17 protein-coding genes and 1 pseudogene are annotated in these 20100 nt (G+C 63.0%); 11 read left to right on the top strand and 7 right to left on the bottom strand.

Translation table 11 applies throughout. The features are described 5' to 3' along the window. Positions 1-84 precede the first annotated feature (84 nt). Positions 85-1542, top strand: coding sequence for a purine-cytosine permease family protein (locus ASG84_RS23630; RefSeq protein ID WP_057479419.1), 1458 nt, complete (start codon positions 85-87; stop codon positions 1540-1542). Positions 1543-1583: 41 nt separating this feature from the next. Beyond that, positions 1584-3104, top strand: a complete 1521-nt coding sequence (locus ASG84_RS23625; RefSeq protein ID WP_057479418.1) for an amidohydrolase family protein — start codon at positions 1584-1586, stop codon at positions 3102-3104. Between the two features lie 31 nt (positions 3105-3135). On the opposite strand, the gene ASG84_RS23620 is transcribed toward ASG84_RS23625, so the two are convergent. Continuing rightward, on the bottom strand, positions 3136-3666 hold the full coding sequence (locus ASG84_RS23620; protein ID WP_057479417.1) for a hypothetical protein: 531 nt from the start codon (positions 3664-3666) through the stop codon (positions 3136-3138). Between the two features lie 113 nt (positions 3667-3779). On the opposite strand from ASG84_RS23620, the gene ASG84_RS23615 reads away from it, so the two are divergent. Together ASG84_RS23615 and ASG84_RS23610 are read left to right on the top strand one after the other, a co-directional pair. Next, on the top strand, positions 3780-4400 hold the full coding sequence (locus ASG84_RS23615; RefSeq protein WP_057479416.1) for a GyrI-like domain-containing protein: 621 nt from the start codon (positions 3780-3782) through the stop codon (positions 4398-4400). A gap of 25 nt (positions 4401-4425) precedes the next feature. Further along, on the top strand, positions 4426-5697 hold the full coding sequence (locus tag ASG84_RS23610) for an MFS transporter (RefSeq protein ID WP_057479542.1): 1272 nt from the start codon (positions 4426-4428) through the stop codon (positions 5695-5697). Positions 5698-5728: 31 nt separating this feature from the next. Here ASG84_RS23610 and ASG84_RS23605 read toward each other — a convergent pair whose 3' ends face one another. The 4 genes and pseudogenes from ASG84_RS23605 to ASG84_RS28650 all read right to left on the bottom strand — a co-directional run. After that, positions 5729-6148 (bottom strand): VOC family protein, encoded by a 420-nt coding sequence (locus ASG84_RS23605; RefSeq protein WP_057479415.1) that lies wholly within the window; start codon positions 6146-6148, stop codon positions 5729-5731. 50 nt (positions 6149-6198) lie between these two features. Beyond that, entirely contained in the window at positions 6199-6516 is a 318-nt protein-coding gene (locus ASG84_RS27210; RefSeq protein ID WP_082521173.1) for a hypothetical protein, read from the bottom strand. Between the two features lie 84 nt (positions 6517-6600). After that, positions 6601-7416: an NAD(P)/FAD-dependent oxidoreductase gene (locus tag ASG84_RS23600; protein WP_235581812.1), complete on the bottom strand. Its 816-nt coding sequence runs from the start codon at positions 7414-7416 to the stop codon at positions 6601-6603. Between the two features lie 110 nt (positions 7417-7526). Continuing rightward, positions 7527-7670: pseudogene (locus ASG84_RS28650) on the bottom strand (NAD(P)/FAD-dependent oxidoreductase); the annotation flags it as partial. Between the two features lie 102 nt (positions 7671-7772). Here ASG84_RS28650 and ASG84_RS23595 point away from each other — a divergent pair. Continuing rightward, positions 7773-8336: a dihydrofolate reductase family protein gene (locus ASG84_RS23595; protein WP_057479414.1), complete on the top strand. Its 564-nt coding sequence runs from the start codon at positions 7773-7775 to the stop codon at positions 8334-8336. 16 nt (positions 8337-8352) lie between these two features. Here ASG84_RS23595 and ASG84_RS23590 read toward each other — a convergent pair whose 3' ends face one another. Then, positions 8353-8649 carry a DUF503 domain-containing protein gene (locus tag ASG84_RS23590; RefSeq protein WP_057479413.1) on the bottom strand — a complete coding sequence of 99 codons (297 nt, stop codon included), beginning with the start codon at positions 8647-8649 and terminating at the stop codon, positions 8353-8355. Between the two features lie 103 nt (positions 8650-8752). On the opposite strand from ASG84_RS23590, the gene ASG84_RS23585 reads away from it, so the two are divergent. Genes ASG84_RS23585 through ASG84_RS23570 form a run of 4 tightly spaced genes read left to right on the top strand, consistent with a single transcriptional unit; the run spans position 8753 to position 13621 of the window. Then, positions 8753-9430 carry a GntR family transcriptional regulator gene (locus tag ASG84_RS23585; RefSeq protein ID WP_057479412.1) on the top strand — a complete coding sequence of 226 codons (678 nt, stop codon included), beginning with the start codon at positions 8753-8755 and terminating at the stop codon, positions 9428-9430. A gap of 57 nt (positions 9431-9487) precedes the next feature. Next, the gene (gene atzF / locus ASG84_RS23580) at positions 9488-11311 is read left to right on the top strand and encodes an allophanate hydrolase (protein ID WP_082521172.1); all 1824 of its coding nucleotides are present in this window, start codon (positions 9488-9490) and stop codon (positions 11309-11311) included. After that, the gene (locus ASG84_RS23575) at positions 11308-12021 is read left to right on the top strand and encodes a cysteine hydrolase family protein (protein WP_057479411.1); all 714 of its coding nucleotides are present in this window, start codon (positions 11308-11310) and stop codon (positions 12019-12021) included. Before atzF ends, ASG84_RS23575 begins: the two co-directional genes overlap by 4 nt. A 10-nt stretch (positions 12022-12031) precedes the next feature. After that, a complete protein-coding gene (locus tag ASG84_RS23570) occupies positions 12032-13621 on the top strand; it encodes a hypothetical protein (RefSeq protein WP_057479410.1) in 1590 nt (529 codons plus the stop codon). A 41-nt stretch (positions 13622-13662) separates the two neighbouring features. Here ASG84_RS23570 and car read toward each other — a convergent pair whose 3' ends face one another. Continuing rightward, positions 13663-17190 (bottom strand): carboxylic acid reductase, encoded by a 3528-nt coding sequence (car, locus tag ASG84_RS23565; RefSeq protein ID WP_057479409.1) that lies wholly within the window; start codon positions 17188-17190, stop codon positions 13663-13665. A 318-nt stretch (positions 17191-17508) separates the two neighbouring features. Here car and ASG84_RS23560 point away from each other — a divergent pair, with 318 nt between their 5' ends. After that, positions 17509-19305, top strand: coding sequence for an acyl-CoA dehydrogenase (locus ASG84_RS23560; RefSeq protein WP_057479408.1), 1797 nt, complete (start codon positions 17509-17511; stop codon positions 19303-19305). A gap of 27 nt (positions 19306-19332) precedes the next feature. Next, the gene (locus ASG84_RS23555; protein ID WP_057479407.1) at positions 19333-20094 is read left to right on the top strand and encodes an SDR family NAD(P)-dependent oxidoreductase; all 762 of its coding nucleotides are present in this window, start codon (positions 19333-19335) and stop codon (positions 20092-20094) included. Positions 20095-20100 lie beyond the last annotated feature (6 nt).

Genomic DNA, 20100 nt, shown 5'->3' with positions numbered 1-20100 from the left:
TAAGGGTTCGGGAAACACACGTGAACCAGGCTGTGTGACAGGCCAACCGAACCGCCGGTCCGCCGAATTCCTGAGGAGCTCACGGTGACCACACATTCCCACGACATCGAGGAATCGCTGCAACCGATTCCCGAAAGCCAGAGAACTACAGCGCTGTCCGGTCAGTTCTGGATATGGGCAGGCGCGAACATTGCACCGATCAATTGGGTGCTCGGCGCGCTCGGCATCAGCATGGGCCTCGGGCTGACCGACACATTGACGGTGCTCGTCCTCGGAAACGTGATCGGAATGTCGATCTTCGGGTTCTTCGTCCTACTCGGACAGCGAACGGGAACCACCGGAATGCTGTTGGGACGCTCGGTCTTCGGGCGTCGAGGCAACTATGTTCCGTCTGCCGTCCAAGCCGTGGTGGTAGTCGGCTGGTGCGCGGTGAACACCTGGATCGTCCTGGACCTGGTGATGGCTTTGCTCGGCGAACTCGGCTGGGTCGATCCGGATGCCGCTAACGTCGGATGGAAGGTCCTCGTGGCTGCAGCCATCATGGCAATTCAGGTCGGTATCTCCATGGCCGGGTACCGGGCTATCGCTGCGTTCGAGCGCTGGACGGTTCCGCCCACCGTCGCCGTCCTGGTTCTGATGTCCATCGTGGCCTGGTTCTACCTCGACATCGACTGGAGCTACTCAGGTCCCAACGGTGTTGCCCTGGCAGGCTCCGAGCGCATCGTCGCCATGTCAGCCGTGATGACGGCCATCGGAATCGGATGGGGCCTGACGTGGCTGACCTATGCGGCGGACTACTCCCGGTTCGTGAGTACCAGCGTTCCACGACGCAAGCTGTACCTGGTCAGTGCGTTGGGGCAGTTCATTCCCGTCGTCTGGCTCGGTGTGCTCGGCGCGACGCTGGCCACCACCAACGGCTCCGTCGATCCGGGCAAGCTCATCGTCGAGAACTTCGGTGCACTCGCTGTACCGGTGTTGCTGTTGGTTCTGCACGGCCCCATCGCTACGAACGTCCTCAACGTCTACAGCTTCGGTGTCACGGCGCAGGCCCTCGACATCAGACTGAGTCGGCGGACGCTGAACTTGTGCGTCGGTGTTCTCGCCTTGGCCGCCAGCGTGTTCTTCGTGTTCCAGGAGGATGCGGCCGAGACTCTCGACGCCTGGCTGGTCGGAGTGGTGGGCTGGGTAGCGACGTGGGGTGCCATCATGCTGGTGCACTACTACGTCTTCGAGCGCGCCAGCACCCGCTACGACCATCTGTTCGACGAAGTGGGTTCGAGGAGGATCCAGGACGTCAACTGGCGTGCGCTCGTGGCGTTCGCGGTGGGAATTGTCGGAACCTGGATGTTCCTCAACGGCCTGGTCCCGGCGCTGCAGGGATTCGGCTCGCAGGCACTCGGCGGTCTCGACATCTCGTGGCTGGTCGGCGGGAGCGCCGCAGCGCTCACCTACTACCTACTCGCACGAAAAACGCATCGGCAGTGGAATGTTCGGCAACAGCTACCGGACGGGCAGGCACCGGCTCCGCAACCGGTCGAATAGCGTCCGTTCCGACTTCAGACCGCGCAGTCAAGGAAAGAGACATGGGAATCCTCATCAGAAACGCGCACGTCATCACCATGGACAGCCGCACCGGATCCGAGCCGATCGTTCGCAGCATCCGAATCGAGAACGACGTAGTTACCGCAGTCGCCGGTGATCTCGAACCCCGTGAAGGCGACACCATCATCGACGGGCGTGACCGGCTGGTGACGCCGGGTTTCGTCAACGCGCACACGCATTCTTGGGAGACGTTCTACAAGGGCCGATACGACAACATGCCCCTCGAGATGTGGATGGCCATGTCGTATCCCATTCTCGGCGACAGTCGCGTCGAACCCGATCTGGTTCGTCTGCGCAGCACGTTGTTCGCAATCGAATCTCTCGAGGCGGGCGTCACCACGATCGTCGACGACGTGCTGGAGAACCCGACTCAGGATTGGGCGCAACTGTCGGCGGTGTTCGACGCGTACGAACAGATCGGCATCAGAGCCAACATTTCCGGACACGTGATCAGCAAGCCGTTCGTCGACACCGTGCCGTTCGTCGTCGACTACCTACCGCAGGAGATCACAGCCGAGATCTTGTCCCATCCCGTCCCCACGACGGGGGAGTATCTAGCCTTCAGCAGGCAGGCATTCGAGCAGTATCACGGTCGAGGGAACGGACGTCTGCGGTACATGGTCGCCCCCTCGGCACCACAACGGTGCGACGAGGATCTTCTGGTCGGCGCTACGCGGTTGGCTCAGGAATTCGACGCCGAATGCCACATCCACGTGCTCGAGACCAAGACTCAACTGGTTACGGGAACCGAGATGTACGGCGGCTCACTGGTGGCGTACATGGACAGGATCGGTGCCCTGTCGCCGAATACCACACTGGCGCATGGCATTTGGCTGACCGAAGATGACATGTCGATGATCGCTTCGGCGGGCACATCGATCTCGCACAATCCGATCTCCAATCTCAAGCTCGGGTCTGGGATCGCCCCGTGGCGCGCACTGCGTAACGCCGGCGTGAACCTCGGGCTCGGAACCGACGGGTGCTCGAGCAGCGATTCTCCACGGATGCTCGACGTCGTGAAATCCGCTGCGCTGCTGCACAAGGTCACCAGTCCAGACTTCGCCACCTGGCCGAGAGTGGACGAGGTGCTGCATGCGGCCACGGTCGGCGGTGCCCGCAGTGCACTCCTTCAGGACACCGTCGGTTCGGTCGAGGTCGGGATGCAAGCAGATCTGGTGATCTTCGACCTCGAGACCATGGCGTTCACCCCTCGGCAGAAGCTCGATCGGCAACTGGTGTATTCCGAGAACGGATCGTCGATCGACACGGTGATCGTGGCCGGACGCATCGTGGTCGAGGGCGGACGGGTCAACACGATCGATCGTTCGGCAGTACTGGCCGAACTCGCCGAGCGCCTCGACGAGATCGTGACGCGCCAGAACGAACTGGATTCGCAGAACAGGCCCCTGCTCGACGCGTTGGCCGCGATGTACGACAGGGCGATGTCGACCCGCGGAACAGTCAACCGATTCAGTGACGACGAACGGGCGTGGCTGGTGTGACGGGCCGTGTTCGGTTCGGTGTAGGGCCGGGCTAACTGCTGCCGAACGGCGTGGGAGCAACCTGCACGGGGTAGGCCGCGACGTTCATCACCACGTCTCCCGCGCACGGTCCGCTGTCGATGACGGTGCGCCATACACCGGAGAACGTGCCATCGGGCTGAGGCGTGTACGTCGCAACGGAGTGCGCCGGAGCCAACGGGCGTGGGACATCAGGGCCCTGGTAGCAGTCCCACATCCAGTCGTACACGTGGACCCAGCTCGTTCCGTCCCAGGTGTACTGAGGAGGCTGGGGGAGAGTGGGATTCTTCGGGGGAGGGCCGCCGACCACGGTTGCCACGCAAGGACCACCCATGCACGTGGAAACGAACATGTAGTCGTCGGAGAAATCCGGCTCCGGCTGGCGGGCAGCCAGGCTGGAACCGGATTTGGTCGCTGCGAATCGTTCCAGCGTGTACAGGCCGTTCCAGGATGCATCGCTCGTCGTCGGTGCTGCCGTCGCAGGCATGATCACTGTCGTCGACCACGCAGCAACCAGAACGACGGCCAAGATCACTTTTCGCATTCGGCGATACTACCGGCCGGTCGGACTGTTCTGAGGGGAAACGTTCAACGCTCTACTTGCACGAACGGTCTCCATCGTTACGCTGAATCCGTGGTCGAAACGGATCGGGTGCCATGAAGATCGATTTCAAGAAGACGCTCGACTCGTATTCGGCCCAGCGCAATGTCTTTCGGACTCTCGCCGTGCCGCCGTTGCAGTATCTGATGATCGACGGACGCGGTGATCCGAATACCGCGCCCGAGTATGCGGACGCACTCGCCGCTCTCTACCCGGTGGCGTACGCGCTGAAATTCGCCAGCAAGAAGGACCTCGACCGCGACTACGTCGTCCCGCCGCTGGAAGCTCTGTGGTGGGCCGACGACATGGCGTCGTTCACCACTGCTCGCAACAAGGCCGAGTGGAACTGGACCGTCATGATCATGGTGCCCGACTGGATCGACTCAACAATGTTCGAGGCGGCGATGGCGTCAGCCGGTGCGAAACGCAGGTCCGAGGCGTCGACCAAAGTTCGGTTGGAGACCCTGAGCGAGGGACTCTGCGTGCAGACACTGCACATCGGGTCCTACGACGACGAGACGCCGGTGCTGGCCGAACTTCACGATCGGTGCATCCCCGATTCCGGATTGACGATGACCGGCAGACACCACGAGATCTACCTGAGCGATCCGCGCCGGGTCGAGCCCGCGAAACTCCGGACTGTTCTCCGTCAACCGGTTGTGCGTTCAGCGGGGTAGTCGACGCTCTGACACGATGGCCGACATGACCAACGCGGTGCGTCCGGCTTCGTTCACAGCCGGAACCCTCACCTTGCTCGGGGCTCTCTATTTTGCGCAGGGGCTACCATTCGGATTTTTCACCCAGGCACTCCCGGTTGTACTGCGCGAGTCGGGATTCTCGCTGGTGAAGATCAGTGCCACCGGTGTGCTGTTTCTGCCCTGGGCGCTGAAATTTCTCTGGGCACCGTACGTCGATCGCTACGGATCCAGACGACGGTGGCTGCTGTCGCTGCAGTGTTCGGCTGCGGTGGTGGCTCTGGCGTTGTCGTTCCTCGACCTGTCGTCGACGTTGCGCTGGTTGTTCGTCGGCATCTTCGTCATGAATGCGCTCTCGGCCACGCAAGACATCGCGACCGACGGAATTGCGGTCAGAACGCTGACCGCGGCGCAGCGCGGGTTGGGCAACGGCCTCCAAGTCGGTGCCTATCGAATCGGAATGGTGTGTGGCGGTGGACTGCTGTTGTGGCTGTTCACCTTTGCCGGGTGGCGAGTATTGTTCGTCGCGATGGCGTTGCTCATCGTATTGACGACTGTCCCGGTGTGGTGGATGCGCAGGCAACTCGACGCGGCGGATGCCGCTTCCGATCGGCGCGGAGAGTCGGAATCGCCGGCTCGGCTTGCGGTTGTCTGGTGGTCCAGGCTTCGCAGGCCCGGCATGGTCGCGTTCATACTGCTGATCATCGGGTTCAAGTTCGGAAACTCGATGGGATCGGCATTGGTGGGGCCGTTTCTGTCGGACAGTGGACTGTCGTTGCCACAGATCGCGTTGGTCGAGGGCGGCCTCTCTTCGGTGGCAGCGCTAGGGGGTGCTGCCCTCGGGGCGTGGATGACCTTCCGGCACGGACGTCGCCGGGCGCTGTTGGTGGGCGGAGTGAGCCAGACCCTGAGCCTCGCGTTGTACGTCATCGCGTCCTTCGGCATCGGTGGATTTCCACTATTGATCACGGCGAACATCACCGAGCACGTGCTCGGCGGGGCGGCTACGGTCGCGGTGTTCGCGCTGATGATGGACGCATCGGAGAAGCGTTTCGCAGGAAGCGACTACACGTTGATGGCCTGTGCGGTCGTGTTCGCGCAAGGGGCGGCAGGAATCGCAGCCGGTGTGGTGGGAGACCTGTTCGGCTACACAGCAATGTTCGGTTCTGCCCTGGTGTTGTCCGGAATCGGCTGCGCGACATTGCTTGTCGCGCTCGACCGGGGTTGGGGCCCCGAAGGTCTTCGGCAGGTGATTCCTCCGAAGACCTTCGCCGGCTAGGTGTAATGAGCAGGGACGGTTGCGCCGGGGCTCAGCTACCGGCCGTGGATCCCGCGATGTTCACCATCCATTGCACACCGAACTTGTCGGTCAGCATGCCGAACGTATCGCCCCACGGAGCCTTGTCGAGGCCCATCGTGAATTGCGCGTCGACGGCGAGCTTGTTCCAGTACCCCGTCAATTCGTCCTCCTCGTCGCCGCTGAGAGAGACGCTGATCGCGCTACCGGGAGTGTGTTCCATCGAGGACGGTGTATCCGCACCCATCAAGGTGAATCCGTTGGAAGTGGTCAACTGGCCGTGCATGATCTTGTTCTCGTCGGCGGGATCCTCGCTTGCGTGTGCTTCGCCGAACGTGCTGACCGTCAGCTCGCCCCCGAACACGGACCGGTAGAACTCCATGGCCTCGCGGGCGTTGTCACGAAACGAAAGATACGGATTGAGAAGGGACATGGCAGGCTCCTTTTTCGCTGATGTGCATCCGTCGAAACGGTAGACCCGCACTACGACGAAAAGTCACCGGACGAGGTATCGGTATCTCCCGGCCTAGGTATTGCGGACTCCCATCGAGCCCGTCGCTCGTCTTCGGACTGCTCCCACCACGGTGTTCCCCGTTCACCGAGAGCGACCTTGGTTGCCTGCACACCCGCGCGAGACTCCGGGGCACCCGACGTACGTTTGACCTCCCTGCGCCAGGCCATGAGAATCGACCGCAGTTCTGCGTTTCGATCCTCGGGTATGTCGGGATCCGTTGCGCGCCAACGTCGCCCCTTTATGACAACGTAGTGGCCGTCTTCGGTGCGATCCGGTTCGTCAGCCATGAGTACACACTGCCATGGGTCAGCTGCTCAGGTACTTCGGAACCTCGATTGCGTCCAGTCCGAGGGCCACAGCAGCGCGAGCGGTCACCGGCCCGACGAGATTGCCGGTTCCGTTGTAGCCGCCGAACGCGACCACTCCGTCATCGACGTAGCCGCACATCGGCCTCCCGTCCGCGGTGAACCCACCGACGCTGCCCAGCGGGCGTTCACGGAGACGTGTTCACCGGCAAACAACTCGGCGAGCGAGTCGAGGTAACTCTGCACTCGCGCCGTCGGTTCGGTGGAAAAGGTCCACTCTTCCTCGGCGAACAAGTCGCGGCCACCCCCGACGTACAGCCGTCCCGACGCATCCTGCTGCGCGTAGTCGTATCCCCATCGTCCGTACACGGGGCACGGCAACCGACACGCCGAGACAGGAGCGGTGGCGAGCATCTGGAGGCGGGCTGTCCGAACTCGACCGTCGAGCTGGGGGAGTACGCGTTCGAGGCGACCGTCCACGGCAACCAATACGAGATCACAGCGGATCACCCCGGTCGGCGTTGTCACCGCTCCGGGTTCGATGCCAACCGCGGGTGTGTACTCGTGGAGCCTGGCGCGACCGGCCAGCGCCGCCGCCATTCCGACTGCACGACGGGCAGGATTCATCACCGCATCATCGGGCAGGAAGATGCCGTTTCCCAGCTCGCCCGAATACTCTTCGACGGCGATGTTGTTCTCGCGCAGACACTTCTGTAAATCCGCGCAGTCCTGCGCATCGGCGGGGTCGGCCTCCGTGTCCGGGACGCCCGCAAGTCTGATCGACCCGGTGCGGCGGACAACGGACGATCCGAGGAGTGCTTCCAGCGAATCGATCTCGTCGAGGGTTGCTCGGTACAGATCGACGGCGCACGGCCCCCACATCGACTGTGCGGTATGCAGAAACGATGCGGGCCGCCCAACAAGAAGCCGCCGTTTCGGCCCGCCGCACCGGCTGCGACTCGCCCGGCATCGATTCCGACGACATCGAGGCCGCGGCCGAGCAGATCAGCGACAGCGGCCAGGCCCGATCCGCCGAGGCCGACGACGCAGACGTCGGCAGCGCAGTCGCCGTCCAACGTGGGCAAGCCCTGCCAGCCGGACACGACAGTGTCGTCGTCCCACGTCGGCCGGGACATGTCGATGCTGACGGTGCCGATCATGCCGACGATGGTATTCGTCGACCGATCCCGATGGTCTACGATTCCGGCACCCGACATTTTCGACTGTGAGGACCGCCGATGCGCACTCTGATCGTCACCGCGTTCGTTTCGCTCGACGGCGTGATGGAAGGACCCGGCGGCGAGGCCGGCTATCGCAACTCCGGGTGGACGTTCAAGGACATCGAGTTCGACCCGGCGGCGTACGAAATAAAGGGACGCGAGCAGGAAGAAGCGTCGGCGCTGCTACTCGGCCGCACCTCGTACGAGGCATTCGCGCCGATCTGGCCGACGATGGACGATTTCGCCGAATACAATGCGATGCCCAGATATGTGGTCTCGACCACGCTGGAGCAGGACGATTCACGTTGGCCGGCAACCATTTTGCGCAGTATCGACGACGTCGCCGAGCTCAAGAACACCGACGGTGGCCCGATCTCCGTACACGGCAGCGCCACCCTGGGACGAAGTCTCGCCGACGCCGGACTCGTCGATCGGTACCACCTGCTCGTCTTTCCGCTGCTGCTCGGGTCGGGAAAACGATTGTTCAGTGAGGCCGACAAGGACACAACGCATCTCGACTTGGTCGAACACGAGGTCTACGGCAACGGAATTCAGAAGCAGGTGTTCGACGTACGTCGATGACCCGCCGGGGTGGGCCTCAGACGTCGTCGCTCCGGATGGTCCGTCGCCGAACGGAGACGAGTTGCAGCTCGGGGCGTGACGCCGCCACGCGCTCGATTCGGTCGAGAACGTCGGTGACGTGGTCGCGATCGCCTGCTACGACGGACGCGCCGATACCTGCTCGTCGGTGCAATTCGCGATGATCGGTCTCTGCGACCGATACTGCAAATTTGCGGTGCATCTCGGAGATCACCGGCCGGATCACGGAGCGCTTCTCTTTGAGTGAGTGAACATCGCCGAGAAGGAAGTCGAATTCTATCCATCCAATCCACATAGGCACGCCAGTCTAATGCCGGCGGCACCCGAGTAGTCCCGACTCGAGGTGGCGATGGCCGTCGATACACGCAATTCGACCCTCGGGTTCGTACACTGACGTCATGGCTGCGCCGGAGGGACATGGATCCTTGCCGCCGAGCCTTGTCGAAATGGCGACCCGCCAGGTGCGATCCGAGGTGCTCAGCGGTGAGCTCGAACCCGGATCACGAGTAGTCGAGGAGACGTTGTGCGCGCGCCTCGGAATCAGCCGGGCACCGGTGCGCGAGGCGCTTCGTCTGTTGGCTCAGCAAGGCCTCGTCGAACACCTTCCGCGTCGAGGGTTTCGGGTGACAGTGTGGTCGGCGGAGGACATTCTCGAACTCTTCGAGCTTCGTCAAGTTCTCGAACAGCATGCGCTCAGGCGTGCACTCCCGGTTGCGTCCTCGACGTCCCGCGATTCTTTCGCTCCGGTCCGAGCAGCTCTCGACGAGATGCGTGACGCCGACTCCCGCGGAGACACGCTGGGGAAGGACGACGCACATCGTCGCTTTCACGAAGCCATCGTCTCGCTGGCCGGTAGCCGTCAGCTCGACGTGGCGTACGCGCCGATATTGCTGAAATTGCAGCTACCCATGGCTCGCAACCTGAGAGAGGAAGCTCGGGTCGCGAATCCGGTCGACGGGATCAGGCGTCACGAGTGGTTGCTCGACGCGATCGAATCCAACGATGTCTCGGTTGCGCTTGCTGCGCTGAAGCAACACGGCGAACTCACGTACCTGCACCTCGAGAGTATTTCCTAACAGACTCGAAACACGTCGACAACCTGCAGAAACACAAAACTGTCGACAATCGACGGTATGAATCCAGGCACGGGCCCCACGTTCGGCCCCACCGTTGCAGAGATGCTCCAGGCGTACCGGACCGGGGCAAAGACTCCATCGAGTGTTGTCGAAGCATTCTCGGACGCCGCGGAGTCGCGCGGCGACGACGGCACCTGGATCACCGTCGTCGGGCGCGCGGAACTCTCCGCGGCGGCCGCAGCGCTGGAAGCTCGGACCGACCCGCTGTCGCTTCCGCTGTTCGGCATTCCTTTCGGAGTGAAAGACAGCATCGACGTGGCCGGGTACCCCACCACCCTCGCCTGCCCGGACTATGCGTACACACCGGATTCGACGGCACCTGCGGTTCAGGCACTGCTCGACGCCGGAGCCATCTTTGTCGGCAAGACCAGTCTCGATCAGTTCGCAACAGGGCTGAACGGCACTCGCACACCACACACCGTTCCGCGAAGTGTCTACGGCAACGACATGATCTCGGGCGGATCGAGCTCCGGATCTGCCTTGGCCGTCGCACTTGGGCAGGTGCCGTTCTGCGTGGCCACCGACACCGCCGGATCCGGTCGAGTACCGGCCGCGCTCAACGGAATCGTCGGATGGAAACCATCACGTGGCCTGATCAGCACCATCGGACTCGTCCCCGCCTGCAAGTCACTGGACTGCATCACGCTGATGGCATCGTCCGTCGAGGACCTAGACCTCGTGTTCGACGTGATGTGTCGTGAAGACCCGGAAGACGGGTGGTCACGCCCACGTGGAGGCAGATACGACGGTCGCGAGATCACCGTCGGACTACCGGACCCGACCCAACTGGATTTCTTCGGCGACGTGGCCATGGCCGACGCGCATTCGGCTGCGCGGGAGTTGTTGCCCACGTACGGACTGCACACGGCAACAGTCGATCTGATGCCGTTTCTCGATGCCGGCTCGTTGCTGTACCAAGGACCGTGGGTTGCCGAGCGGCTGGTCGAGTTCGACGAATTCCTCACCGAAAAGCCGGATTCCATCGTCCCCGTCGTCCGCGAGATCTTCCTGGGAGGGCGTCGGTACAGCGCAGTCGATGCTTTTCGCGCCCTGCAGACACTCCAGCAGCTTCGTGCTCGCGTCGCACAACTCTGGAGCTCGATGGACGTGATGATCGTGCCGACCATCGGCACCACTTTCACCGTTCCGGAGGTGCTCGCAGACCCCATCGCGTGCAATACGAAGCTCGGTCACTACACCCACTTCGGGAACCTTCTCGACCTGACGGCCGTGGCAGTCCCCGCGGGGTTCACCGAAGACGGTCGACCGGCCAGTCTCATGGTGATCGGGCCCGCGCTCGCCGACGACACGGTGCTGGCGGTCGCAGCCAGGATCATCGGCGAACGACGCATCGTCTCGGCTCCCACTCCAACCGAAGAATCGCCTGTCGACATCGTCGTGGCGGGGCACCATCTGTCAGGCGAGCGGGCCAATTCGCAACTGCTCGAGCTGGGCGGAACCATGGTGGAGGCGACGACTACCGCACCGACGTACACACTGCTTCGGATCGGAACCACCGATCCCACACCTGGCCTGCTGCGAGTTCCATTCGGCGGCAGCGCAATACACGTGGAGAGGTGGCGACTGCCCGCCGCCTCTCTTGCTGTACTCGCGGGCAGACTGCCGGCGGTGCTCGCTCTGGGACGAGTGCTGCTGGCCGACGGTTCCGACGTTCTCGGCTACGTCTGCGACGCGACTGTCCAGACCGGAGCGGAGGGCCACGACGTCGACGACATCAGCGAGTTCGGTGGCTGGCGGGCATACTCCCGGGCGCTTTCATCCGAGTACGACACTTCGACTGCAGCACAGGAGATCTCATGACATCGGAATATCCACCGGAATCGGTGGTTCCGTCGGCCTCACCCTCGGAATTCACCATCGGCACCGCGACGACGGCGCTACTCGTCATAGACATGCAACGGGACTTTCTGTTGCCCGGGGGATTCGGCGAAAGCCTCGGCAACGACGTCGGCCTTCTTCGGAGCGTGATCGAACCGCTCGCACGCCTCATCTCGGTGGCACGAGAAACCGGCATCCCGGTGATCCACACCAGGGAGGGTCATCTACCGGATCTGTCCGATTGTCCGCCGGCAAAGCTGCGCCGCGGCACCCCGTCACAACGCATCGGAGATCCAGGAGCGTTCGGCCGCATCCTGATTCGCGGTGAGTACGGTCACGACATCGTCGACGAACTGGCACCGATCGCTGGCGAGACCGTCATCGACAAGCCCGGGAAGGGAGCGTTCTACGCAACCGAACTCGCCGAAATTCTGATCGCCGCAGGAATCACCACACTGCTCGTCACCGGGGTGACGACCGAGGTATGCGTGCACACGACAGTGCGTGAAGCCAACGATCGCGGATACGAGTGCCTCGTGGTGACGGACTGCGTAGGTTCGTATTTTCCGGAATTCCAGCGAGTGGGCCTCGAGATGATCTCGGCTCAAGGCGGAATTTTCGGGTGGACCGCGCCGTCGGAGGACGTAGTCGCTGCGTTGTCTGCTTTCGTCCCCACCTCGGCGAGTCGATAGGACCTCGGACATGACCATGGACGTGAAAGATCAACCCGCTGCCGGCCCGTCGTCTCCGTTCGTTCTCTCGTGGTGGACGAAGGGAGACACCAACGCGTTCTTCGGACTCGGCTTCAACATCCTCGTCAACGTGCTCACGCTGACGACACTCAGTATCGCAGTGGTCGGGATTCCGTCGAGTGACGTCCTCGGGACTCTGCTTCCCGCCCTCGGTATCGCACTGATTCTGGGAAACCTCTACTACATGGTTCTTGCGCGTCGATTGGCCAAGCGCGAGAGACGAACCGACGTGACAGCGCTGCCGTACGGGCCGAGCGTTCCGCATATGTTCATCGTGGTGTTCGTAGTCATGTTGCCGGTGTACCTGGCATCTGGAGACGCGCTGCAGGCGTGGGCAGCGGGGTTGGCCTGGGCGTTCATGATCGGCATCATCGTCATGATCGGCGCATTCGTGGGGCCGTACATTCGGAGGATCACCCCGCGCGCTGCCATGCTCGGCACCCTTGCCGGCATCTCGATCACGTTCATCGCAATGCGTCCGGCCGCTCAGATGTGGGAGGCAGCCTGGATCGGGTTGCCCGTTCTGGCCATCATTCTGATCGGCTTCTTCACGGATGTGAAGCTGCCGGGCAACATCCCGGTCGGTCTCGCAGCGCTCCTGTTAGGTACGGCGATCGGTTGGATCGGCGGATACATGTCGGTCCCGGACGTGTCAGAAGCGGCGAGCAACATCGCACTCGGCCTACCCGATCTTCGCCTCGATCTCCTACTCGACGGTCTCGGTAATCTGGCTCCGCTGCTCGCTACCGCAATTCCGTTGGGGGTGTACAACTTCACCGAGGCGATGAGCAACGTCGAAAGTGCATCCGCCGCGGGAGACAATTACAACCTCCGCAGCGTGTTGCTCGCGGACGGATTCGGTGCGATCGTCGGCTCGGCCTTCGGCTCGCCGTTTCCCCCTGCGGTCTACATCGGCCACCCGGGCTGGAAAGACGCGGGCGGCCGAACCGGGTATTCGCTCGCGTCGGGTGTCGCGATCGGAATCATGTGTTTTCTCGGGCTCTTCGGATTACTGGCCACGCTCCTTCCGATTCCAGCTATCGTCCCGATTCTGCTGTACATCGGATTGCTGATCGGTGCTCAGGCATTCCAGTCGGTGCCGAAGCTCCACGCCATCGCGGTGGTCGTGGCACTGCTCCCCAACCTCGCGGAGTGGGCAGTGGGCCTGATCGACAATGCGCTCAGTGCTGCCGGCACATCGGCGACGGAAGTGGGGAGCGAGGCGCTGGGCCAGGCAGGTGTCGTGTACGACGGGCTGAAGACGTTCGGGTCCGGAGCGGTACTCGCCGGACTGATGCTCGGTACCATCGTCACGTTCGTTCTCGACAAACGATTTATTGCCGCCGCTGCAGCAGGTGGGGTTGCTGCAGCGTTGTCGTGGGTCGGCTTGATCCACTCGCACCAGGTGGGATGGGCCGCCAATCCCCAAGTGGCCCTGGGGTACCTGTTCTTCGGACTGGTGTGTCTGGCGTACTCGCGGCTGGTTCCCCGCACGACGCGGACGGACGAGCCGGAACCGGTCGGCGAGTCAGGGGAGTAGCTTTCCCGATGCGGGCCGATAGGCCCGCACCGGGAGATGCTTCAGCGCTTGACGACGAGTCCGAGGACCTCGAGGTCGGACAGATACTTCTCGATCAGTCCACGCCCGAGGTGCGGAATCTCCCCGACGGCCGCAGCGAACTCGTCCGCCGGCAACATCGCACCCGACGACGGTTGCTGCGGTTGCGCGTACGACTGAATCAAGGGAAGCAGCGAATGCGAACGCTGCTTTTCCGGAAGAGCCTCGACTGCAGCGCTGAAGCGCTCGAACCATTCGTCGTAGTTCGCGACGATTTCGATGTCGCGACCCGCCTCGCGGATCCAATCGACGAACGTGTCCAGCGAGATGCTGTCGTCGTGCGGGTTGAGAATGTCGAAGGTTCGGTAGCCCGATACGTCGGCACCGGCAATCGACGTGATGGCTTCGGCGCTGAAATCGGCAGGGAGCCCGTCGTAATGGGCCAGGGGGCGCCCACTGTCGTCTGTGGGTGCACCGGTGCCCGTGGCGTAGAACGTCCTGGGAGCCAGGCCGGTGGCCACGACCGAGAGGATCAGACGCGTGAACACATCCGGTACGTTGAGCTGACCCGACCACGTGCTGTGCGCGAGGATCATGTCGGAGCGAAAGACCGACACCGGCAGGCCGAATTCGTCGAATGCGTTGCGCAACAACACTTCGCCGGCCCACTTGGAGTTGCCGTAGCCGTTGGCGTAGGAATCGTCGACAGCTCGCGAGGGGCTGTCGATGCGAATGTCGCCGTTCTCCCGGAAATTGTCGACGCCCACAGCGACGGCGACCGTCGACAGGTAGGTCACCGGCTTGACATGGTCGGTCAGCGCGAGCCGAATCACCTCCGCCGTACCGACGACATTGGGACCGAACAGGTGCTCGTACGGAAGAGCGTGGTTGACCAGCGCAGCGGGGTGAACGATGCGATCGACCCGCTCGGCCAGAGCCGCGAACTCGTCGTCGTCCAAGCCGAATCGAGGCGTGCCCAGATCTCCTGCCACAACCTCGAGCGTGGAGTCTGCCAGAGCCCGGTAGTGAGCGGACAGCTTTTCGTCACCACTGTCGAACGCTGCATCGAGTCGAGAACGCGCGTCGGAATCGGAGCGCCCGCGAACCAAGCACACCACCGTCCCGCCTACCTCGGCCATACGCTCGAGCCATTCCAGGCAGAGGAAGCGGCCGAGGTATCCGTTGGCACCGGTCAACAACACTGTCTCGGTTCGGGTGCGAGGGCCAGCAACGTGATGAGCGGTATCGAGGAGTGTCTCGTCCAGGAATGCAGCCAAGCGCAGGTCGGAGGCGTGCGCGACGGTGGCGTCGCGTCCGTGTACCGAGGCGAATGTTGCTGTGTCGGAATCGTTGTCCCGGGCCGAGGTGATGTAGTCGGCCAAGGCGGACAGATCCATGGCCGGCCCCGTGATCACTCCCACCGGCACGTCCACTCCGTAGATGTCTCGCAGGAGCGTCGAGAACGTCAACGCCGACAACGAGTCTCCACCGAGGTCGCTGAAATGTGCGTCGGGTCGGACATCGGATCCGTCGCATCCCAGCAGTGCCTGTGCTGCATCGCCGACGGTGGTCAGAACCGGGGCGTCGGCACCATGGCGTCGAAGCTCGCGGATGCGTTCGTTCTGACCCGACTCGAGATCTACGTAGCGACGCTCGAGATCGGCACCGTAGCGTTCGACGAGCTTCGGCCGTAGTTGCTTCCCGGCGCCCGAGAGGAGCCCGTTCTCCTGAGTGAACGGCTGGTGCTCGATCGTCACGTCACGCGGAATTTCGTACGAGTTCAGCGATTCCGTACGAGCGATTTCTTGCAGCGACTCGATGATCGAGGCTGTGGTCGTATCCGGGTGAGACGGGACGACGACGGCAAGCAGATATGCGCGTTGGCTGTTGCCGTAGAGGAATATCTGGTCCACCAGATCGCTGGTACCGAACACTGCCTCGAGACGGGCAAGGGCCACGAACTCACCCTGGGCCAGCTTGAGAACGTTCTTGCGGCGGTCGACGTAGGCGAGTCGGTCCGGCTCGATCTCGGCGACAACGTCTCCGGTGCGATAGAAGCCCTCGGAATCGAACACGTCCGCGGTGACGTCCGGGCGCTTGTAGTACCCGGGAATGATGGACGACGTCTTGAGTAGGAGTTCGCCGCGTGGATGCGGGGTGTCGGTGGAGAAGTAGCCGAGCTCGGGTACGTCGTCGAGTTTGTACTCGATCACCGGCGGACGCGCGATGACGCCGTCGTGCAGCACCATTCCGGCTTCGGTGGAGCCGTAGTTGTCGCGGACCTGGATGTCGAGCAGCTCGGTAACGAAGTCCTTGACCTCCGTCGCGATCGGCGCGGTGCCGACCATCGCCGCCAGGATGCGTCCGCCGAATCGGTCGTTCCTGTGGCGCTCCAGAACGTCTCGACGGACACTGTCTTCGTCTCCGCCACTGGACCGGTCGACCTCTCGGTCGATCTCGGCAAGAACGTTGTGCCGAATCATCTCGCACACTCGGGGAATCAACAGTGCCATCGTGGGCCGAGCGAGTGCGAAGTCCTCGAACAGGGTGGACAGGTCGCTGGCTCCGGCGAAGTGCACCGTCCCGCCGGCAGCGAGCGCCGAGAACACGAGGCCACGGCCGGCCAGGTGACTCATCGGAAGATAGTCGAGAGTGATCACGGGGAAAGCAGGCCGGTCCACGGATTCGGAGGAAGCTCCGGTGTGGTGCCAGGCTCCGGTCCAGGCTCCGCAGACGATTCGTTCGGTGTGCATCGCTCCTTTGGGAGTTCCGGTGCTGCCGGAGGTGTAGATCAGTGTCGCGAGTCGGTCGGGATCTTCGGCATCGGGTAGTGGAATCTCCGGTAGTTGCTCGCCGTCGCGAATCAGCTCGGTCAGGGGCCGGATGACGACCCCGGCCTGTTCGGCATCGTCGCGCGCGGACTTCATGATCCGTGTGTGCACGTCGACTTCAGCGTCGTAATCGAGGACGACAATTCGCCGAATGGACCTGCACTGGCCGGCAACCTGGACCGCAACGGACAGATTGTCGACGTCGGCTGCGAGGACGACGGGTTCGACCTCGTCCGCGATGGCCGACAGCTGGCCCGCGGAGGTACCGGCCTGCAACGGAACGGCGACTGCGCCGAGCCGGATCGTGGCCAACTCCGCGATGACATAGTCGGCGCTCGCGAATCCCAGCGTTGCGAAGAAATCACCGGGCGCGATTCCGACCGAGTCGTGCGTGAGAGCCGAGGCCAGTGCACCGGCACTCTTCCAGACTTCCCCGTAGGTGACGGTGTCGAAGCGCGGGAGTAGGTGAAGGACGTTTGCGTCGTCCACGCGAGTGATTTGTCGAGCCCGGCTGCCGAGGGCCGGGCGGTCGGAGTAGCGCGTCATGATCTCGGCAACCACGCGTGCGAGGTTGGGTGCCAGCTCCTGGGCGGCGTCCGCTACGGAGCTGTCCGGTTCGGCGGCGCGAAATTCCTGGTCGGACTCGTGCAGCTCCTGAAACCGACTGCGTTGCCTGGTCTCTCGATCCTGTCGGCTGTCGACGGCCAGCGTGTGCGTCATGCTCGACTCCCTCCGACGATGCGCGCCCGGTGGGCCGGGACGCCTCGCGATTGTCCGATTCATATCGTTATCAAAGGTAAGTATATGCCGCCGGGGGCTGTGCCAATCGTGACGCTCCTCATAGCCCGATAAGTCGTAAAAGTCTGCCTGGCTGGGTTTTTGAACGCCGGACGACGAACGTAGGTCTGCGTCGACAGCTCACTCTGGTGCTCGGTGAAAGCCGGAGATCAAGACTTGTATGGTGAATCCACAGTCATGTGCGTCACAGTGCTCGTCACCATCGTGCGCACGTGTCACCCCTCGCGATCGGAGAAGTGAATGTCGGACGTCCTCTCGCGCCGCGACCTGGATTTTCTGCTGTACGAGTGGCTGGACGTAGCAGGCCTGACCACTCGCCCCCGCTTCGCCGAACACTCGCGCGAGACCTTCGACGCAGTACTCGACCTCAGCGCGGATATTGCCCGCAAGCACTTCGCGCCGCACAACAAGAAGGCCGACACGCACGAACCGACCATGAATCCGGATGGCTCGGTCGAGCTGATTCCGGAGGTGAAGGAAGCGCTCGATGTGTACGCGGCGGCAGGTCTGATCGCCGGGCAGTTCGACGAGTCGATCGGCGGGATGCAGCTTCCTGCGACCGTCTCTCGGGCGGCGATGGCATTCTTCCAGGCGGCGAACGCAGGCACGTCGTCGTACCCGTTCCTGACCATGGCCAACGCCAACTTGATCGCGACGTACGGGACGCCGGATCAGGTGCGTGATTACGTCGGGCCCATGCTGGACGGACGATGGTTCGGAACCATGTGCCTGTCGGAGCCGCAGGCCGGATCGTCACTGGCGGACATCACGACCAAAGCGATACCGCAGGACGACGGCAGCTTTCGTATCACCGGTACCAAGATGTGGATCTCCGGCGGCGATCACGAACTGACCGAGAACATCGTCCACCTGGTGCTCGCGAAGACACCGGGAGGTCCTCCAGGTGTCAAGGGGATCTCGTTGTTCATCGTTCCCAAATTCCTCCCGAACGGCGACGGCGGTGCGGGAGAGCGGAACGACATCGTGTTGACCGGCCTCAATCACAAGATGGGCAACCGCGGGACCACCAACACTCTGCTGGCGTTCGGCGACGGAACCCATTCTCCCGCAGGACAGCCCGGGGCGATCGGCTTCCTGGTCGCCGAGGAGAATCGTGGACTGTCCTACATGTTCCACATGATGAACGAGGCCCGTATCGGTGTCGGGTTCCTGGCCATCGCCCTCGGCTACGTCGGGTACCTCAAATCGGTCGAGTACGCGAAGACACGCACCCAGGGACGGCCGCTCGGCGCGAAGGATCCTGCATCACCTCCGGTAGCACTGATCGAACATGCCGACGTCCGACGAATGTTGTTGGCGCAGAAGTCCTACGTCGAAGGTGCGCTGGCACTCGGTCTGTACTGCTCGCATCTGGTCGACCTCCAGGACTCGGCGTCCGACGATGCCGAATCGGCGCGCTCGACACTGTTGCTCGACGTCCTGACTCCCATCGCCAAGAGCTGGCCGTCACAGTGGTGCCTCGAGGCCAACAGCTTGGCCATCCAGGTGCACGGCGGCTACGGATACACCCGCGACTACGACGTCGAACAGCACTACCGGGACAACCGGCTCAATCCGATTCACGAAGGTACGCACGGTATTCAGGGGTTGGACCTGCTGGGCCGCAAGGTTGTTATGCAGGGCGGCGCTGGTTTGACACTGCTCAGCGAAGAGATCTCGAAGACGGTCGCGCAGGCGGACGCTGCCGGCGGTGACGCTGGCACTTTCGGCGCGGAACTGCAGGACCGATTCGCGAGAATCGTCGAGGTCACCGCGACACTGTGGGGGACCGGTGACGCAGCTGTGGCCTTGGCGAACTCCACTGCCTACCTCGAAGCCATGGGGCACATCGTCATTGCCTGGATGTGGCTCGAACAGCTACTGGCCGTCGGCGCGAAGTCCGGCGACTTCTACGACGGAAAGCGTTCTGCAGCGCAATTCTTCTACGTCTACGAGTTGCCCAAGGTGACGGCTCAACTGGACCTGCTCGCGCGACTGGACCGCACCACCCTCGATATGTCACCCGCCTGGTTCTGACCGCGACCTACAAGGAGATTCACGTACATGTCGATCTTGGACAAATTCCGCCTCGACGGCCGAGTTGTCGTCGTTACCGGCGCATCCTCGGGTCTGGGTGTCGCCTTCGCCAAAGCAGCTGCCGAGGCCGGGGCCGACGTCGTGCTCGCCGCGCGAAGGGTGGACAAATTGGCGCAGACCGCGAAGCTGATCGACAGTGTCGGAGGACGTTCGATCTCCGTCGGGACCGATGTGGTCGATCCTGACCAGTGCTCCGCGATGGTCGACGCCGCAGTGGCAGAGTTCGGGAAGGTAGACGTGCTGATCAACAACGCCGGCATCGGCACAGCCTTCCCGGCGACCCGCGAGACCCCCGAGCAGTTTCGCTCGGTGATCGACATCAATCTGAACGGGTCGTATTGGGCGGCCCAGGCGTGCGGACGGGTGATGGCGCCCGGCAGTTCGATCGTGAACATCTCGAGCGTGCTCGGTCTGACCACTGCAGGCCTGCCTCAGGCCGCCTACAGCGCAAGCAAGGCAGCCATCGTCGGGCTCACCCGCGACCTTGCGCAGCAGTGGGGTGCGCGAAAAGGGATCAGGGTCAATGCCATTGCCCCGGGCTTCTTCCAGAGTGAGATGACCGACAGCTATCAGCCCGGGTACCTCGAGTCGATGGCTCCACGCATGATCCTCGGCCGCAAGGGCGATCCCGAGGAACTGGCCGCCACCGCGATCTGGCTCGCCTCCGACGCCGGGGGATACGTGACGGGTCAGACCATTGCGGTCGACGGTGGGGTCACGATCACCTGACGGCGG

The sequence above is a fragment of the Rhodococcus sp. Leaf278 genome (assembly GCF_001426085.1).
Lineage (GTDB): Bacteria > Actinomycetota > Actinomycetes > Mycobacteriales > Mycobacteriaceae > Rhodococcoides.
This window is presented reverse-complemented; position numbering and strand designations above follow the sequence as displayed.

Excerpts from the sequence above, each read along its gene's own strand:
- ASG84_RS23625 (WP_057479418.1), top strand. The coding sequence starts at position 1,584 with ATGGGAATCCTCATCAGAAACGCGCACGTCATCACCATGGACAGCCGC.
- ASG84_RS23620 (WP_057479417.1), bottom strand. The coding sequence starts at position 3,666 with ATGCGAAAAGTGATCTTGGCCGTCGTTCTGGTTGCTGCGTGGTCGACG.
- ASG84_RS23615 (WP_057479416.1), top strand. The coding sequence starts at position 3,780 with ATGAAGATCGATTTCAAGAAGACGCTCGACTCGTATTCGGCCCAGCGC.
- ASG84_RS23610 (WP_057479542.1), top strand. The coding sequence starts at position 4,426 with ATGACCAACGCGGTGCGTCCGGCTTCGTTCACAGCCGGAACCCTCACC.
- ASG84_RS23605 (WP_057479415.1), bottom strand. The coding sequence starts at position 6,148 with ATGTCCCTTCTCAATCCGTATCTTTCGTTTCGTGACAACGCCCGCGAG.
- ASG84_RS27210 (WP_082521173.1), bottom strand. The coding sequence starts at position 6,516 with ATGGCTGACGAACCGGATCGCACCGAAGACGGCCACTACGTTGTCATA.
- ASG84_RS23600 (WP_235581812.1), bottom strand. The coding sequence starts at position 7,416 with ATGTGGGGGCCGTGCGCCGTCGATCTGTACCGAGCAACCCTCGACGAG.
- ASG84_RS23595 (WP_057479414.1), top strand. The coding sequence starts at position 7,773 with ATGCGCACTCTGATCGTCACCGCGTTCGTTTCGCTCGACGGCGTGATG.
- ASG84_RS23590 (WP_057479413.1), bottom strand. The coding sequence starts at position 8,649 with ATGTGGATTGGATGGATAGAATTCGACTTCCTTCTCGGCGATGTTCAC.
- ASG84_RS23585 (WP_057479412.1), top strand. The coding sequence starts at position 8,753 with ATGGCTGCGCCGGAGGGACATGGATCCTTGCCGCCGAGCCTTGTCGAA.
- atzF (WP_082521172.1), top strand. The coding sequence starts at position 9,488 with ATGAATCCAGGCACGGGCCCCACGTTCGGCCCCACCGTTGCAGAGATG.
- ASG84_RS23575 (WP_057479411.1), top strand. The coding sequence starts at position 11,308 with ATGACATCGGAATATCCACCGGAATCGGTGGTTCCGTCGGCCTCACCC.
- ASG84_RS23570 (WP_057479410.1), top strand. The coding sequence starts at position 12,032 with ATGACCATGGACGTGAAAGATCAACCCGCTGCCGGCCCGTCGTCTCCG.
- car (WP_057479409.1), bottom strand. The coding sequence starts at position 17,190 with ATGACGCACACGCTGGCCGTCGACAGCCGACAGGATCGAGAGACCAGG.
- ASG84_RS23560 (WP_057479408.1), top strand. The coding sequence starts at position 17,509 with ATGTCGGACGTCCTCTCGCGCCGCGACCTGGATTTTCTGCTGTACGAG.
- ASG84_RS23555 (WP_057479407.1), top strand. The coding sequence starts at position 19,333 with ATGTCGATCTTGGACAAATTCCGCCTCGACGGCCGAGTTGTCGTCGTT.